General features: G+C 70.3%; 15 protein-coding genes. 10 read left to right on the forward strand and 5 right to left on the reverse strand.

Translation table 11 applies throughout. The features are described 5' to 3' along the window. Window positions 1–35: 35 nt before the first annotated feature. Window positions 36–902: an AraC family transcriptional regulator gene (locus tag ACZ7GJ_RS28230; protein WP_470755782.1), complete on the reverse strand. Its 867-nt coding sequence runs from the start codon at window positions 900–902 to the stop codon at window positions 36–38. Window positions 903–1,021: 119 nt separating this feature from the next. Here ACZ7GJ_RS28230 and ACZ7GJ_RS28235 point away from each other — a divergent pair, with 119 nt between their 5' ends. Together ACZ7GJ_RS28235 and ACZ7GJ_RS28240 are read left to right on the forward strand one after the other, a co-directional pair. Next, on the forward strand, window positions 1,022–1,834 hold the full coding sequence (locus ACZ7GJ_RS28235; protein ID WP_470755714.1) for a phytanoyl-CoA dioxygenase family protein: 813 nt from the start codon (window positions 1,022–1,024) through the stop codon (window positions 1,832–1,834). A gap of 91 nt (window positions 1,835–1,925) precedes the next feature. Further along, the gene (locus ACZ7GJ_RS28240) at window positions 1,926–2,093 is read left to right on the forward strand and encodes a hypothetical protein (RefSeq protein WP_470755715.1); all 168 of its coding nucleotides are present in this window, start codon (window positions 1,926–1,928) and stop codon (window positions 2,091–2,093) included. A gap of 138 nt (window positions 2,094–2,231) precedes the next feature. Here ACZ7GJ_RS28240 and ACZ7GJ_RS28245 read toward each other — a convergent pair whose 3' ends face one another. Further along, window positions 2,232–2,390, reverse strand: a complete 159-nt coding sequence (locus tag ACZ7GJ_RS28245) for a DUF6126 family protein (RefSeq protein WP_470755716.1) — start codon at window positions 2,388–2,390, stop codon at window positions 2,232–2,234. A gap of 224 nt (window positions 2,391–2,614) precedes the next feature. On the opposite strand from ACZ7GJ_RS28245, the gene ACZ7GJ_RS28250 reads away from it, so the two are divergent. The 6 genes from ACZ7GJ_RS28250 to ACZ7GJ_RS28275 all read left to right on the forward strand — a co-directional run bounded on the left by ACZ7GJ_RS28250 (window position 2,615) and on the right by ACZ7GJ_RS28275 (window position 7,614). Continuing rightward, a complete protein-coding gene (locus ACZ7GJ_RS28250; RefSeq protein ID WP_470755717.1) occupies window positions 2,615–3,724 on the forward strand; it encodes a PP2C family protein-serine/threonine phosphatase in 1,110 nt (369 codons plus the stop codon). A gap of 225 nt (window positions 3,725–3,949) precedes the next feature. Beyond that, entirely contained in the window at window positions 3,950–4,123 is a 174-nt protein-coding gene (locus ACZ7GJ_RS28255) for a hypothetical protein (protein ID WP_470755718.1), read from the forward strand. A gap of 75 nt (window positions 4,124–4,198) precedes the next feature. After that, complete coding sequence (locus ACZ7GJ_RS28260) at window positions 4,199–4,735, forward strand: MauE/DoxX family redox-associated membrane protein (protein ID WP_470755719.1); 537 nt, start codon at window positions 4,199–4,201, stop codon at window positions 4,733–4,735. Between the two features lie 23 nt (window positions 4,736–4,758). Continuing rightward, window positions 4,759–5,283 (forward strand): hypothetical protein, encoded by a 525-nt coding sequence (locus ACZ7GJ_RS28265; protein ID WP_470755720.1) that lies wholly within the window; start codon window positions 4,759–4,761, stop codon window positions 5,281–5,283. Between the two features lie 169 nt (window positions 5,284–5,452). Continuing rightward, window positions 5,453–7,159, forward strand: a complete 1,707-nt coding sequence (locus ACZ7GJ_RS28270; protein ID WP_470755721.1) for an ABC transporter ATP-binding protein — start codon at window positions 5,453–5,455, stop codon at window positions 7,157–7,159. Then, on the forward strand, window positions 7,159–7,614 hold the full coding sequence (locus ACZ7GJ_RS28275; RefSeq protein WP_470755722.1) for a S26 family signal peptidase: 456 nt from the start codon (window positions 7,159–7,161) through the stop codon (window positions 7,612–7,614). The genes ACZ7GJ_RS28270 and ACZ7GJ_RS28275 overlap by 1 nt, the downstream gene beginning before the upstream one ends. A 22-nt stretch (window positions 7,615–7,636) precedes the next feature. Here the strand turns inward: ACZ7GJ_RS28275 and ACZ7GJ_RS28280 are convergent, their stop codons facing one another. Further along, window positions 7,637–7,798 carry a hypothetical protein gene (locus ACZ7GJ_RS28280; protein WP_470755723.1) on the reverse strand — a complete coding sequence of 54 codons (162 nt, stop codon included), beginning with the start codon at window positions 7,796–7,798 and terminating at the stop codon, window positions 7,637–7,639. A gap of 540 nt (window positions 7,799–8,338) precedes the next feature. Here ACZ7GJ_RS28280 and ACZ7GJ_RS28285 point away from each other — a divergent pair. Then, window positions 8,339–12,298: a polymorphic toxin-type HINT domain-containing protein gene (locus ACZ7GJ_RS28285; protein ID WP_470755724.1), complete on the forward strand. Its 3,960-nt coding sequence runs from the start codon at window positions 8,339–8,341 to the stop codon at window positions 12,296–12,298. Window positions 12,299–12,313: 15 nt separating this feature from the next. Continuing rightward, the gene (locus tag ACZ7GJ_RS28290; protein WP_470755725.1) at window positions 12,314–12,541 is read left to right on the forward strand and encodes a hypothetical protein; all 228 of its coding nucleotides are present in this window, start codon (window positions 12,314–12,316) and stop codon (window positions 12,539–12,541) included. 202 nt (window positions 12,542–12,743) lie between these two features. On the opposite strand, the gene ACZ7GJ_RS28295 is transcribed toward ACZ7GJ_RS28290, so the two are convergent. Both ACZ7GJ_RS28295 and ACZ7GJ_RS28300 read right to left on the reverse strand, forming a co-directional pair. Further along, on the reverse strand, window positions 12,744–13,340 hold the full coding sequence (locus tag ACZ7GJ_RS28295) for a hypothetical protein (RefSeq protein ID WP_470755726.1): 597 nt from the start codon (window positions 13,338–13,340) through the stop codon (window positions 12,744–12,746). 86 nt (window positions 13,341–13,426) lie between these two features. After that, window positions 13,427–14,146, reverse strand: coding sequence for a peptidoglycan recognition protein family protein (locus ACZ7GJ_RS28300; RefSeq protein WP_470755727.1), 720 nt, complete (start codon window positions 14,144–14,146; stop codon window positions 13,427–13,429). Window positions 14,147–14,467 lie beyond the last annotated feature (321 nt).

Genomic DNA, 14,467 nt, shown 5'->3' on the forward strand with positions numbered 1-14,467 from the left:
CGAGATGGCGCAGAGGCCAGGAAGGGAATCCGGAATCAATCGGCCTCACGTTCCACCGGCAGCCACAGCTCGGCATCCGCCTGGCTGCCGTCCGCCGACATGCGCATACGAAGGATCTCCGGCCCGGGGCAGCTCCGGTACGGGTTCGATGGGAACCACTCGGTGAACACATCTCGCCACAGCGCCTGGATCGCCTCCGGCGCCGGCCCCGAGGTGGTGAAGACCGCCCAGGTCCCGGCCGGCACGGGCAGCGTGGTCATCCCCTCCGGTGCGGACGCCGAGGTGACGACCCCGTGGTAGTAGTCGAGGTCGGTGCCCTCCGCCCGGCTGGGATCGAGGTCGTCGCAGACCGCGAGAATGCCGTGAGGCTCCTGGTCGGACAGCTTCTCCAGCAGTTCCTTTGTCTGCTCGCCGATCCCGCGGACGAAATCGATGATCGCCTGGTTCGGCCCCGAGTGCACGAGCGGCACTCTGGCCTTCGCCCCGACGACGTTGAACTCCGGCTTGTGTACGACGCGGTAGCGCATGCTGCTGCTCCCGTCGACGACGAGTCGGAAGGTCATGCGGGGCTGGGAGCTGAGGGCCGCGCCGGTGCGCCGCGCCTCGCCGGGCCCGACGCCGTGCACCGCGCGGAACGCCCGCGCGAATGCCTCGCCCGAGCCGTATCCGTACCGCACCGCGATCTCCAGCAGCGTCCGCTCACCGGCCAGTACCTGCGCGCCCGCGACGGTCAGCCGTCGGCGCCTGATGTACTCCGACAGCGGCATCCCCGCGAGCGCCGAGAACATCCGGCGCAGGTGGTACTCCGAGGTGGCCGCGAGCCGCGCCAGTTCACCTACGTCGACGGAGCTGTCGAGCTGCCGCTCGATGTGCTCCATGGCCTGATTGAGCCGCTCCAGCACCCTTGCCTCCAAGATCCCGATCACCGATTCAACCAGGTGAGGCCTTGCCCGCCGCACCCGATAAAGACGGTGCGGCAACTGTCGGGTGTCCGGGATGCGCGGCGCCGCACGATGGAGGCATGGACGACACGACTTTGATCTCCCGCTTCCTCCGCGACGGCTTCGTCAAGCTGGAGGGCGCCGTCGCGCCGCGCGTGGCCGCGAGCTGTGCGCGGCTGCTGTGGCGGGAGACGGGCTGCGACCCGGACGACCCGGAAACGTGGACGCGCCCCGTGCACTGGGTCGGCGGGATGGCACAGGGACCGTTCGCCGCCGCACCCAACTCCCCAGCCCTGCACCGGGCATACGACTTGCTGGTCGGTTCCGGGCGCTGGGAGCAGCGCTACTCGCTCGGCACCTTTCCGCTGCGCTTCCCGCACGAGGAGGAGCCCGACGACGCGGGCTGGCACATCGAGGGCAGCTATGCGGTGGAGGGCGAGGCCTGGCCCTTCACCAACCTCCGCTCACGCGGCCGGTCCCTGCTGATGCTGTTTCTGTTCAGCGAGGTCGGAGAAGAGGACGCCCCGACTCGGATCCGGGTCGGATCCCACCTCGACGTGCCGAAGGTGCTGGAGCCGTACGGGGAGGAGGGCGCGAGCGGCCTGGCCATCGCGCCGGACCTCGTAGCGGCATCAGCCCACCGGCCGCTCGCCCTCGCCACCGGTTCCCCGGGGGACGTGTTCCTGTGCCACCCGTTCCTGGTGCACGCGGCACAGCCGCACCACGGGGCGCGCCCGCGCTTCATGGCCCAGCCGCCGCTGATGCCGGCCGCGCCGTACGAACTGGAGCGGGCCGACGGCGCGTACTCTCCCGTGGAGACCGCGATCCGCCGCGGCCTGGGCCAGGCCACCACCTCCGCTCCCGACGGGGAGGACGCGCGCCCCGCCAACTAGCGCGCTCAGCGGCAGCCCGCCCGAGAAGCGCATTGCTGTCGCGGTCGCTGCGGCGACCCTCGCCGCCCCTGTCCTGGGTGCGACTTCGGCCGTGGCAGCCACCCGGGCCACGCCTCCTCCGGCCACCTCCGAAGTGGCGTCGCCCCCGTCGCCCCCGCCTGCCGCCGCGTTCGGGCTGGGATGCACGGACAAGGCCATGCACTGCGTGGTCGACGACCTGAGCGCCGAGGTCGCAGAACTGCGTGCCCGACTCGGCTGACCCCGACCTCCGTGACGGCCCACGGGTCCCACCGGAGGGCCGTCACGGCTGCCCGGCAGCCAGGGCTGCACGGTCGGCTGCGGTCCCTGCCGTGGAAGGAGGTCATCGCACGGTGCTACGACCGCACGGGTGGCGATCTCACTTCTGGGCGTGTTCGCCCAGGTAGAACAGCAGCCAGACGAACCCGGCGAACACGTGCGTGCCGAAGATGTAGAAGAAGGCCCGCATCGCGACGCCCTTCTCCTTCCACTTCTCCTGGTCCGCCGCCGCGTCCGGCTCGGGCGGGTTGTCCGTCATGATGCGCTTTCCCTCCTGCTCGATGACGCGTCGGCCACTGAATCCAGAACTGCCGAATTGCAGAATTCTGCAAGTCTAGCGCCTGTAAGCCCCGCCGGGGGGCACCCCCAGGGTCCCGGGAGGCCGCAACGACTTCCGCGAGGCAGGCTGTCCGTATGAGGTCACATCCTCTGAGGCGACACCTTCGCTCACCCGTTCGATCGGGAGCGCCCTCCGGATCCGGAGTGGGTGATCACCACGCGATCCTGTTCACGCTGGCGAAGTGCGCGCCCTTCGCGATCGCGCTGGGCGTGCTGGGCATCGAGCTCTCACCCGCGCACCACCTGGTCACCGGCCCCGTCCTCACCACGACACCGGCCCTGGCCGCGCTGACGATGGGCCCGGTCGGCACGCTGTCCGCGGCAGCCCTCGCCGCGAGTGTGAACGCGACCTCCGCGACCTACAACCAGTCGTGGGGGACCCAGACCCAGCTGATCATCGGCAACTTCCTGGGGATCCTCGTGGTGTCCGTGGCCAGTGTCATCCTGAGTAACGCGGTGCGCACACGCAGGCAGAGCGAGCTCGACCAGGTCCGCCGGATCGCGGTGGCCGCCCAGGAGGTCGTCCTGCGGCCCGTCCCCGAGTTCCTCGGCCCCGTACGGGCCGCCAGCGTGTGCCTCGCCGCCGGGACAGGGGCCCAGATCGGCGGCGATCTGTACGAGGCCGTGCAGACGCGCTACGGCGTCCGGCTGATCGTGGGGGACGTCCGGGGGAAGGGGCTGTCGGCCATCCGCGCGGTCGCCGTGGCACTGGGCGCGTTCCGCGAGGCCGTCCACTACGAGGACGAACTGCAGGAGGTCATGGACCACTGCGCGGCCGCACTGCGGCGAGAGGCCGCTGTACCGGGTACGTACTCCCAGGCGGAACTTCCCGAAGTGCTCCTGGAGGGATTCACCACCGCGCTCGTGGCCCAGGTGCCGGCGGAACCGGTGGTGCAGCTGGTCAACCGAGGTCATCCCCCTCCGCTGGTTCTCCACGAGGGCACGGTCCGGGCCCTGATGCCGACCACGCCGATGCCGCCGCTCGGTCTCGAAGACCTCGTCACAGGGCCTCCCGCGGGGCCCGACGAGTATCCGTTCCTCCCTGGCGAACGGCTGCTGCTCTACACCGACGGTGTCATCGAAGCCCGCAACCGCGACAACGAGTTCCTCCTGCTGCCGGAAACCATGCAGCAGATACCCGCAGACACCTCCCCGGGGGAGTTCCTGGACGCACTGCACCAGGCGCTGATCCGCCACACCGAAGGTCATCTGGCGGACGACGTGGCGATGATCCTCATCGACCGGCGGGCCTGAGGACTATCGCAGACGTGCGCGGCGGCGGCTCTCGCGGTGGGCGTCGAAAGCGGGAAGGCCGCCAGACCCCGCAGCGGGGGTGATCGTCCGAGGACGTTGTTGCTGGTCGGTTGGTGCCCTGTTATCGGCCCCTCCCATGATCAGTCCCGTCAGCCCCGATGGGGGCTGAAGCCCCGCAGGGACGCTCTGCGGGAGTCGCAACTCATGGAATGTGAGACGGAAAAGATGACGAAGACGATCCTGTCCGCAGGTCTCAAGCTCGCCGAGGCCCTGCTTCCCAGCACGACCGCATCCGCCGGCTGCGCCGCGACGTGCTGGGAGGAGCGCGAATGCGCCGGGGGCGGGTGCGGGTCCTACACCTGCTGCTACCTGAACAACTGCCACGTCAGCTGCGGCTGATCAGCCCCAGGGGCGGGAACGCCGCGTCGGGCCGGATTCCGGGCCGACGCGGCGCCCGCCCGGGAGATCCACCCCATGACGTACTTCATCATGTTCAGCAGGTCCTTCTTCTTCCTGGTGTTCGCGGCCTCCGCCGTCCTGAAGATGCGGGACTTCCGCACGTTCGAGCGGCACTTGGTCGCGACGCTTCCTCGGCTGGGGGGCGAGGTTCCCTTTGTGGCCCAGGGTGTCGTGGCCCTGGAAGTGGCGGGAGCCCTGTCTGCGCTTCTGCCCGACTCGATGGTGCCGTACGGCTTTTCTTTGATCCTGGTCGTCTGTGCAGGATTCACCGCATACGTAGCGCAACTCGTGCGCAGAGGCGCGGGAGACTCCTGCGGTTGCATGGGCGAGTCCGACGTGCCTGCCTCGCCGCTCCACGTCCTGCGCAACTGCGCGCTCGTCATCATCGCTTCGCTCGCTACGGCGGGTTCATGGATCACCGCCCCCGGACTGCCGGAGTCCACGGTGCACCAGATGATCGCTGTCGCACCGGCCATCGGGGCGGCCGCCCTCGTCATCCTCTTCGACGACCTCGTCGCCCTGTTCACGAACTCAACGAAGGAATCGCATTGAACTCCGCCATGTCCGTGATTGCGTTGGCTTTCTCCACACTCGCCTTCCTGCTGTCCCTGATGGTCGCCCGACGTACCAAGCAGATCCTGGAGTCCACGGAGAGCCGGCCGGCTTTCGTGACGCCGATCGGAAAGCGCTTCCCGGACGTCGCGCCCCTTCTCGGCTCCCGCGGCGAACTCGCACCTCTCGGTGGCGAAACGAACGAGCCGGTGGCCCTCGGCCTCTTCTCGGCCGGATGCGCCGGTTGCGCGGAGCAACTCCCCGAGTTCAAGGACCTGCTGACCCGGCATCACGTCCAGCGGGAGCGGGTCGTCGCGATCCTCGTCGGCGAGGGAAGCGTGGCCGACGAGTTCGAGCGCTCCCTCGAAGAGGTCTGCATCGTGGTCCGGCAGGAATTGGAGGGGCCGGTACTCGAGCCGCTGGGCATCAGGAACTTTCCCGCCTTCGGCGTCGTGGCCGAGACGGGGAGGATCCGTTCCTGGGGCAGTGGCGCGCTGGCACTGGACAAGGCCATGCCCGAGTTCGCGCGACGGCCGGAAGATGTCTAGCCGAGTCGGCCCTCCGCTCCTCGCACCGGGAACCACTGGGCGTCCCCGCGGGGGCCGGAAGGCTACGCGCATCGCGAGGATCGTCTTCCAGTGCGGCGGCGGACACCCGTACGTCCTACTGCTGGCGAGTCTTGCGGGAGGGGCCTTCCCCCCTGTGATGGCTTGGGGGGTGAAGCTGCTGATCGAGTCGCTGACCGACACCTCACCAGCCTCCTCCCGGGACGTCCTGGCCGTGGGGCTGATCGCCACGTCGGGAGCCGGAGCGCTCTTCTTCCCCCACGTCGCCTCCTACGCCCAGGCCCATCTGGACCGTGCCGTCGAGCGGCACATGCAGACGGAGATCTTCGGACGCCTCAGCGGCATCACCCGGCTGTCGGCGTTCGAGGACCCGGCCTTCCTCAACCGCGTCAACCTCGCCCATCGCACGGCGCATTCGGTGCCCACCCAGGTCGTGGGGGGACTGTTCGGCTCCCTCCAGTCCGTGACCGCCATCGCGGGGTTCGGCGCGGCTCTGTTCGTCGTGGAGCCGGTCATCCTCCTCTTCGTCCTCGGCGCGGCCGCCCTGGTCGTCGTCACCGGACTCGCGACGTCTCGTCTCTCGGCTCAGGCGATGCAGCAGACCATGACGGCCGCCCGTCGGCAGGCCTTCTACACGACGATGCTGACGTCCGCGGCGACCGTGAAGGACGTGATGACGCTGGGGCTCGGCGGATTCTGGCTGCGCCGGCTCGATGGCGAACTGCGCAATTCCCACGACGCCCTCGCCGCAGTCGACCGCAAGTCCCTCACCCGGCAGGTCCCCGTCCTGATCGTCAATGCGGCGGTGGTTGCGGGCGCGATGTCGTGGGTGGCCTCGGAGGTCGTCGCGGCGCACCTGTCGGTCGGGGATGTGACCGTGGTGCTGTCCGCCATTGCGGGCCTCACCGCGAACTTCGCCGCCACGGCGAAGACGGCGGGCAACGCGGTAAAGGGGTTCGTCCTGTTCGACGATTACCTCGCCGTCGTGGACCTTCCCGACAAGGCGTCGTCGGGTCCGGCGGCCCTCCCCGCACCGCTGTCGGAACGGATCAGCGTCTCGGACCTGTGGTTCCGCTACTCACAGGCGTCGGACTGGGTTCTCAAGGGCATCTCGCTCGACCTCACTCCGGGAACCACGACCGCCCTCGTCGGGGTCAACGGGTCGGGGAAGAGCACGTTGGTCAAGCTTCTGAGCGGTCTCTACGCGCCCACCCGCGGGGTGATCCTCTGGGACGGCGTCGACATCGACAGGTTCGATCCGCACGGCTACCGGAACCACATTGCCGCCGTCTTCCAGGACTTCGCCGCCTACGACCTCTCCGCAGCCGACAACATCGGCATCGGTGACCACTCCTCCCGATGCGACCGGGACCGGATCCGCCGGGCAGCGGAACGCGCCGGTGTGCACGAGTTCATCGCTGCACTGCCGCAGTCCTACGACACCTTCCTGAGCCGGGCGTTCCTGTCGAACCCCACGGGGGACGAGGCGCCGCCGGTCTCCTTGTCCGGCGGTCAGTGGCAGCGACTGGCGGTGGCGCGCGCCTTCATGCGGAACGACCGCAGCCTCGTCGTCATGGACGAGCCGGGTTCCGGTCTCGACGCCGGGGCCGAAGCCGAAATGACGGAACGCCTGCGGCGGTTCGCCCCTCAGGCGGCCAAGGTGATCGTGTCCCACCGCATGAATTGCGTCCGGACCGCCGACCACATCGTCGTCCTCAAAGACGGCCGGGTGGTGGAGGCGGGCGGCCACGACGCGCTGATGGCACAGGACGGTGAGTACCGTCGTCTCTTCGACGCCCAGGCGAGCGGGTACGTGGATGCCGCCGGCCCGTCCACCCCCGCAGGAGGGCGTTCGTGATGGCGAGCTGGGTCGTCCTGTGCGTGGTGGCTGCCGTGGGCCTGGGGTCGGCTGTGTTCGTCCGGTCGCTCGTCACCTTGGTGGACGTGAACGGATCGAGCATGTCGCCGGATTACGAACACGGCGATCGTGTTCTGATGGTCCGCCGGGGAGCGTTGACACGGCTTCGTCGGGGCCGGGACGTCGTGATCGACCGCGCGTTGGTGGACGCCCCTGCCGAGGCCGATCCGGGCCAGGGACTGTTCCTCAAACGGATCGTCGCCACGCCCGGGGACCGCGTGCCGGCCCCGTTCGACACGCTGCCTGCCTTCCGCGCAGCGGGGAGGGTGCCGAGCGCGTGCTACCTGATCCTGGGGCGGCACCCCGCGAGCGTCGACTCGAAGCAATGGGGGTACGTGCGAGCGGACGCCGTGCGCGGTGTCGTGATCGGTCGGATCGGGGGCAGAGGAAGATGAAGGCGGAAGGCCGCCTCCGCACCTACGGCATCGCCTGAAGCCAGGAGCAGGGTGCCCAGGGCGTGGAGCCCTCTCGGCAGGTGCACTCCGCGGCGAACTCGCCGACGAGATCGGCGTCGGGGGCGGGGTTCTGCAGCAGGTGGGCGCTGACCAGGATGTCGAGGAGGTCCAGGGTCTGCTCCATCGGTTGGCCGAGAAGGGTGGCGGCCGCTGCTCCCGAGACGGGAGCGGTCCACAGTCCCCAGGCGGCGAAACTGTTGTGCGACCGGGGTCGAGCATCCTGCGGAAGACCTCTTGGGTGGAGGGGAAGGACCGACGCCGAGTCCATCGGCCAGGGTGCGGCGCAGGACATGATGGGACCTCATGGAAACGGCTGAACTCAGCCAACGGCCGACCGCGCCACAAGGCCAATGCCGCGCGACTCGCCGCGCCGGGCCCCGCTGCCCCTGCAAGCTGTGGCTTGCCGGACCCACCAGCGCCCCCGGTTGGCTCCGTGGGTTTTCGGTCCGTAGGGCGGCTGCGAATCACCGGAAGTAAGCCGTAGATGAATCCAAGTCAACCTTAGTTGATTTTTCGGAACTCCGCGCATACGGTCACGCCAGGCCGGGCCACAGCCATGCCCGGAGGCTCTGACCAAGTTGGGGGAACCTGCCGAATGAATCGGCGAACATTCTTCGATCGGGTGCAACACCCGAGAAGCGGCGGCCGTATCGGCGCCGCGCGCATGACGAGCGTGCGCATCGTCGCGGGCGGCCTGCTGCCCGCCGCGCTCGCGGCCGGCCTGCTCGGCGCGTCACCCGCCGGCGCCGCTGAGGATCCGGAGTACGCGGACCCCTTCGGCCGGATGCGGGCGGTCTCCTACTGGCGGACCGGTGAAGCCGGTATCAAGGAGGCGGCCGAGCGGGCGCTCCTCGGTACGGACGAGGACATCCAGAAGTTCCTGGACGCCGCACCGGCCATCGAGTACGACGACAACTACGTCCGGGCCAGCCGCCTGTTCAACGTCGGCGGTCCGGCGGTCCGGGCAGCGGCCAAGCAGGCGCTCAAGGGCACGCCCGCACAGTTGAACACCTTCCTCAACGATGGCTGGAAGGCACCTCTCAACGAGGACCGCCAGGTTGAGGTCTCGCAGATCATCAACATGGGCGGCACCGGGGTCAAGGACGCGGGCAAGACCGCGCTCAAGGGCACTCCGGAGGACATCGCCAAGTTCCTCGACGAGGGTCAGTACACCGCGCGCGAGTCGGACAACGAGGTCGCGGTCTCCAAGCTGGCCGGCAGCGGTGGTCCGAACGTCAAGGCGGCCGCCAGGCTCGCGCTGCGCGGTACCCCGGACGACATGGTCGAGTTCCTGGAGATCGGGCAGTTCACCGCTCGTAACCGGGACCAGGAGTACGCCACCGTCGCGCAGCTGACGGAGGACGCGAAGCAGGCCGGTATCCAGGCCGAGGACGCGACGAAGGCGGCCGAGGAAGCCTCGGCCAAGGCCATCGCCGCCGCCGCGCAGGCGAAGGAGGCCGCGCAGAAGGCGGCCTACGAGGCCAACCTCGCCAAGAACGACGCCAACCGGGCCGCGGTGAAGGCCAAGCAGGCCGCCGACGCGGCACGCGCAGCAGCTGCGGCTGCCCAGCAGGCCATCAGCTCGGCGAACGCGGCGAGCCGCGCGGCCCGGGTCGCCGCGCTGGCCGCCGCCCAGACCGCGAGCGCGGCTGCCGCCGCGGCGAACGCGGCGAACAACGCGTACAACGCGGCCATCGCCGCGGGCAACGACGCGACCCAGGCCGGGAATGCCCGGGACCTCGCCAACGTCGCCCGAATAGCGGCCAAGCTGGTCGACACCTCCGCGCAGGCCGCGGAGATGGCAGGCCTGGCTTCGCAGGCCGCCGGGCGCGCGGCCAGCGCCTCGCAGAGCGCGGGTGACAACGCCAACGCCGCGGCGGACGCCGCCGAAGAGGCGAACAACTACGCGGACGCGGCCGGCAACTCCTCCGCCGAGGCCCGTCAGGCCGCGGCCGAGGCCCGCCGTCACGCCAACGCCGCCAACCGTGCCGCCGACCAGGCGTCCGCGCTGGCCCAGCGCTCCGCGAACGCGGCCTTCGAGGCACGCGACGCGGCCCGTTCCGCAGCCCGGCACGCCCGCGCGGCCGCGGACGCGGCCGACGAGGCAGCCGCCCACGCGGGCGAGGCCGCGAACGCCGCGGCCGAGGCGAAGAAGCACGCGGACGCGGCCAAGGTCGCGGCCGAGGCCGCCGACGCCGCCGTGGTGACGGCCAAGAAGGTCCGTGACATCGCCCGCGAGACCGAGGCCGCCGACCTGGCCACCAGGACCGAGGCCGCCATCGAGCAGGCCAAGTCCCGCAAGGCGCTGATCGACGGCTACGTTTCCAAGTCCGCCTCCCAGCAGCTGCAGGGCATCAACCTGGAGGCCACCGCCTCCGCCCTGGCCTCCGAGGCGGCCAAGCCGGACGTGGACGTCAAGGCCACCGCGGCCAAGGGACGCGCCCTGGCCCTGAACGCGCTCAAGCTGCGCGGCCCCTGGAGCCAGGAGACCGCGATCGACGCACTGGGAGGCACGGACGAGGGCGTCCTGACCTACCTGCGCACCCGCTGGAAGCAGGCCGGGCAGGACGAGATCCGCGAGCGGGTCCTCCAGCTCAGCGCCAAGAGCCCGTACCCGTCCGTGCGTACCGGCGCCGCGACCGCGCTGAACGGCACGCCCGAGCAGGTGAACGGCTTCTACACGACCGGCCAGTTCACGGCCGGCGCCGACGACCTCGCCGTCGAGGTCTCGAAGTACAACAACACCGGCGGCCCGGGGGTCAAGGACGCTTCCAAGGCGGCCCTCGCCGACGGCAGCGGCAAGGCGCTCGCCACCTTCCTCGCCATCGGGCAGTACTCGGCGCGCAACAGCGACGAGCAGGTCATCGCCTCCAAGCTCGTCAACACCGGTGGCCCCGAGGTCAAATCGGCTGCCAAGATCGCGCTCGCCGGCCCGGCCGACCAGCTCCACGAGTTCGTCACCGTCGGCCAGTTCATGGCGGACCGCAAGGACAAGCTCACGGACCACCACAAGAACCAGGTGGACCGCCTGATCGCCGAGGCCTCCGGCATCGCCGCGAAGGCCAATGAGAACCGCTGGCGCGCGGCCGAGGCCGCCGCCAAGGCCGCCGTGGCCAAGAACGAGGCGGACATCGCAGCGGCCGAGGCGCAGAAGTCCAAGGACGCCGCCGCCCAGTACGCCGCCGACGCCAACAAGTCCGCGACCGCCGCAGAGGCCAGCGCCACCGCGGCCAAGAACTCCGCGGCCACCGCCCGCAACGCGGCAGCCGCCGCCAGCCGGGACGCCGACGCCGCCGAGGAGTCGGCCTTCCAGGCCGAGTTCTCCGCGGCCTACGCACGCGAGTCCGCGGCCCGCGCCAACGAGTCCGCGACCCAGGCCCGTGAATCGGCCATCGCCGCGGGCAAGAGCAAGGACGAGGCCAACGCCTTCGCCTCGCAGGCCTGGACCACGGTCAAGAAGAAGTACGAGGCCGAACAGGCCGAAGCGCGCCGGGTTGCGGAAGAGGAGCGCAAGAAGCAGGTCGAGGCGCAGAAGAAGTCGAAGAAGCCCAAGTGCATCGTCCCGTTCAACCGGGACAGCCTGCCCCCGTGCATGCTGGGTGCCGATCCGGATCAGGTCGTCTTCGCGAGCCCCGACGCCGATCTGGCCAAGCTCGTCCTCAAGGGTGCCTGGGAGCTCTCCGGCGGCGCCGACATCCAGCGCTGCATCGAGGAGCCCTCCTGGGGCGGCTGCGCCATGGCCGTCGCCGGCGTCACCCCCTGGGGCAAGGCCATGAAGGTCCTCAAGTGGGGCGAGAAGGGCGTCGAGGCGATAGCCGACGCCCGCAAGGCCGACAAGTTCATCACGTGCCCGATCCCGCCCGCGCCGAACAGCTTCCCGGCGGGCACGCGGGTCCTCATGGGTGACGGCACCTACCGTCCCATCGAGCAGATCGCCGTCGGCGACTCGGTCCTGGCCACCGACCCCGTGTCGAACGTCACCGGACCGCGGCGCGTCGAGGCGACCATCTACACCCCCGACGACCGCGACTTCACCGACGTCACCCTCGCCGCGGCCCAGGGCGGTGGCACGGTCACCTCCACCGACCACCACCCCTTCTGGTCCGACAGCGACAGGACGTGGAAGGACGCGGCCGACCTCAGCGTCAACGAGACCCTGCGGACCGCTGACGGAACCCCCGCACAGATCGCCGGGATCCACCGCTGGAAGTCGCTCCAGCCCGCGTACAACCTCACCGTCAACGACCTCCACACCTACTATGTGGCGGCCGGCAGCACTCCCGTCCTGGTCCACAACACCAACCCCCAGGACTGCGCCAAGCGAGTCTCCGAGCTCGTCAAGGCGGAGTTCGCCAAGGTGGACGAGGTCGCCACCGAGCTGGGTTTCGAGGGCAAGCGGAACGCGTTCGGCAAGCTCGTCTGGGGCCGGGGTGACGACAGCCTCGACATGATGAAGGGCGAGAGGGGCGCCAAGCAGCTCCAGGCCATGCGGGACCTGGGTATGACCAGGGAGCACGCCCGTAGGGTCTATGACGCGTACGCCAAGGTCATTGATCTCAAGCCGGGCAACCCCAGCGCGGGTCAGCGGGCCACGCTGGCCAAGTGGTACATGGACAACCTGTAGACCGAAAAGGCTCCTATGAAGTTCAGACTGACGGCGAAGCCGACGGAACCGATCACCGTCGTCTTCGAACCCGTGGCGGAAGAGTTCACGATCGCGGCCGGTGACCACATCATCGTCGAGTGGACGGGTGGTGGCCTGGGCGAGATCGCCCTCGAGCCCGACTACCTGGCCATCCACAGCCCGATGGGTGGGGACATGCGGGCCTGGGACTCGGAAGGCGTCGAGATCCCGATCTTCTTCTGATCCGAGGATCTGACGATCCGACCACGAGTTGCCAGAGGCCCCGGGACCAAGTGTCCCGGGGCCTCTGTGCGATGTCCCCGTACGGCCTCACTCGTGCGGGTGGCGTTCCCGGGCGCGGCGGGGGAGGGCCGGCCATGGCGGAGGGGAAGTCCTCCTCCGCGCCCAGCGTGTGGAGCCGGGACGCCGACCGCCCCTTCGGCGGCTACCCGGCGGGCTGCTCCTGCGGGGTGCGCCTGGCCCCGGCCAGTGCGGTGCTGAAGGCCAGGAGGAGCACAGCTGATACGGCCGACTTCCAAGGCGAGCTCTCGCCCTCCGCCTCCGGCGACAGGCGCCGCCGGGGGTCGTAGGCGACGCGGATCTCCGCGCCCTTGGAGGCGAGGGGCCGGTCGTCCTTGAGTTCGTCGGGATAGCCCCCTGGGCAGTCCAGTGCGAGGACATAGGTGGTCTTGTCCGTGCCGCCTTCGCCGAAGGAAGGCTGCACCTTGGTACGGACCTCGCGCACGGTACAGGTGGCTGCCGCGCTGCGCGCCGAGGACTGCTCGACGGCAGCGACGGTCAGCAGCAGCCCCATGGCCAGGAAGAGCGCGCCGAACAGGCCGCCCCCGCCGCCGCCGGCGGCGAGCGCGAAGTACGCCGCCGACGCACCCACGACCAGGACCGCGCCGACCACCACCGCGACCGTGGCCGACGGCGCGGACGTGCCCGTGAAGCACCAGTGGGCCCACCCGTAGACGGCCGCCGCGGCGACAACGGGCACCACCGGGGCGAACCCCCACACCCGCGGCTCCACCTCTGACATGCACACCACCCCTCACCGGGAGACGGCCGAGGCGGCCGGGCGGTTCCGCGCCGGGGCCCGTCAGAGCCGCCCGTCAGAGCCGCCGGTCAGAGTTTCCGGTCGGGGCCGCTGGTGACGGCTGAGGCCGCCCTGCGGATGATCTCGGTACGCTGCGCCGCGCGCAGGGAGCCGGGGCAGGCGTGGTTGCCCCACGGCACCCCGCCCATCTCGTGGGTGCTCAGTCCCGGCTGGTCGGGCCGGTCGCTGATGGTGAGCGGCCAGCCGTGCGCCTCGCTGCCCCAGGTGTAGATCCGCGCCACCGCGTCCAACTGGGCCTCGGTCAGCGGCCGGGTCTTGAATCCGGAGGTCTCGACGGACGACCAGGCGCCGTTGCCCTCCCGCTGGCTCCAGGCGCGGTCGTGGACGGAGACGTACTGCTCCGTCAGCCCGTCCTGCCCCACCCAGAAGTGCGCCGAGGCCTTCACCTCGGGGACGCTGAAGTGCTCGTGGAGGGAACCTTCTCCTTCCTGGACGTGCAGGACCAGTCCGCTCTGCCCGTCACGAGCGCCGGCTTCGAAGTTGACGGCCAGGGGCATGCGGACCGCCCCGGGCATCCACCCCGGGCCGGGTGGCCGGCCCGCCGACGCCCCGGTGCCGTGCGCCCCGTCGCCCTTCCCCGATGCCTGCCGGATGCCGCCCGGCCCGGAACGGCCCGCGGGATCGGTGGCCAGGAACGATCCCGCGGCCAGCGCTGTCAACAGCCCGCCGCCGGCAGCGAGCAGGTGCCGACGGCTGGTTCCGCGGGGAGCTGCGTGCCTGTGCTTCATTGACGACGAGACCAGCTTCCTGAAGGCGTCCCCCCTGACAGGCCGAGTCTTCAGCGCGATCTTGATGGGACCACGACGACGGTATGACCGTTTCGTGACGGCGGGTGCGGCCGGTACGCCGCCAAGTGCACTGCCCCGCAGGTCAGGCCGGGGTCAGGCGGCCGGGCCGATCGTGATGTGCTGGGACGGGGCGGTGTTGTCGGAGGCGGCGGAGCCGGGAGCGGCCGTAGCGGTGCAGGACAGGAGTACGCTCGCACGCAGGACGAAGCCGCCCGCCGGGACGGAAGCCGGCCGACGGTGCCGGCGGCGGAGTACTGGAGC

It is taken from the genome of Streptomyces sp. NPDC037242, assembly GCF_055604165.1.

Excerpts from the sequence above, each read along its gene's own strand:
- ACZ7GJ_RS28235 (WP_470755714.1), top strand. The coding sequence starts at position 1,022 with ATGGACGACACGACTTTGATCTCCCGCTTCCTCCGCGACGGCTTCGTC.
- ACZ7GJ_RS28245 (WP_470755716.1), bottom strand. The coding sequence starts at position 2,390 with ATGACGGACAACCCGCCCGAGCCGGACGCGGCGGCGGACCAGGAGAAG.
- ACZ7GJ_RS28255 (WP_470755718.1), top strand. The coding sequence starts at position 3,950 with ATGACGAAGACGATCCTGTCCGCAGGTCTCAAGCTCGCCGAGGCCCTG.
- ACZ7GJ_RS28260 (WP_470755719.1), top strand. The coding sequence starts at position 4,199 with ATGACGTACTTCATCATGTTCAGCAGGTCCTTCTTCTTCCTGGTGTTC.
- ACZ7GJ_RS28275 (WP_470755722.1), top strand. The coding sequence starts at position 7,159 with ATGGCGAGCTGGGTCGTCCTGTGCGTGGTGGCTGCCGTGGGCCTGGGG.
- ACZ7GJ_RS28280 (WP_470755723.1), bottom strand. The coding sequence starts at position 7,798 with ATGGAGCAGACCCTGGACCTCCTCGACATCCTGGTCAGCGCCCACCTG.
- ACZ7GJ_RS28285 (WP_470755724.1), top strand. The coding sequence starts at position 8,339 with ATGACGAGCGTGCGCATCGTCGCGGGCGGCCTGCTGCCCGCCGCGCTC.
- ACZ7GJ_RS28290 (WP_470755725.1), top strand. The coding sequence starts at position 12,314 with ATGAAGTTCAGACTGACGGCGAAGCCGACGGAACCGATCACCGTCGTC.
- ACZ7GJ_RS28295 (WP_470755726.1), bottom strand. The coding sequence starts at position 13,340 with ATGTCAGAGGTGGAGCCGCGGGTGTGGGGGTTCGCCCCGGTGGTGCCC.
- ACZ7GJ_RS28300 (WP_470755727.1), bottom strand. The coding sequence starts at position 14,146 with ATGAAGCACAGGCACGCAGCTCCCCGCGGAACCAGCCGTCGGCACCTG.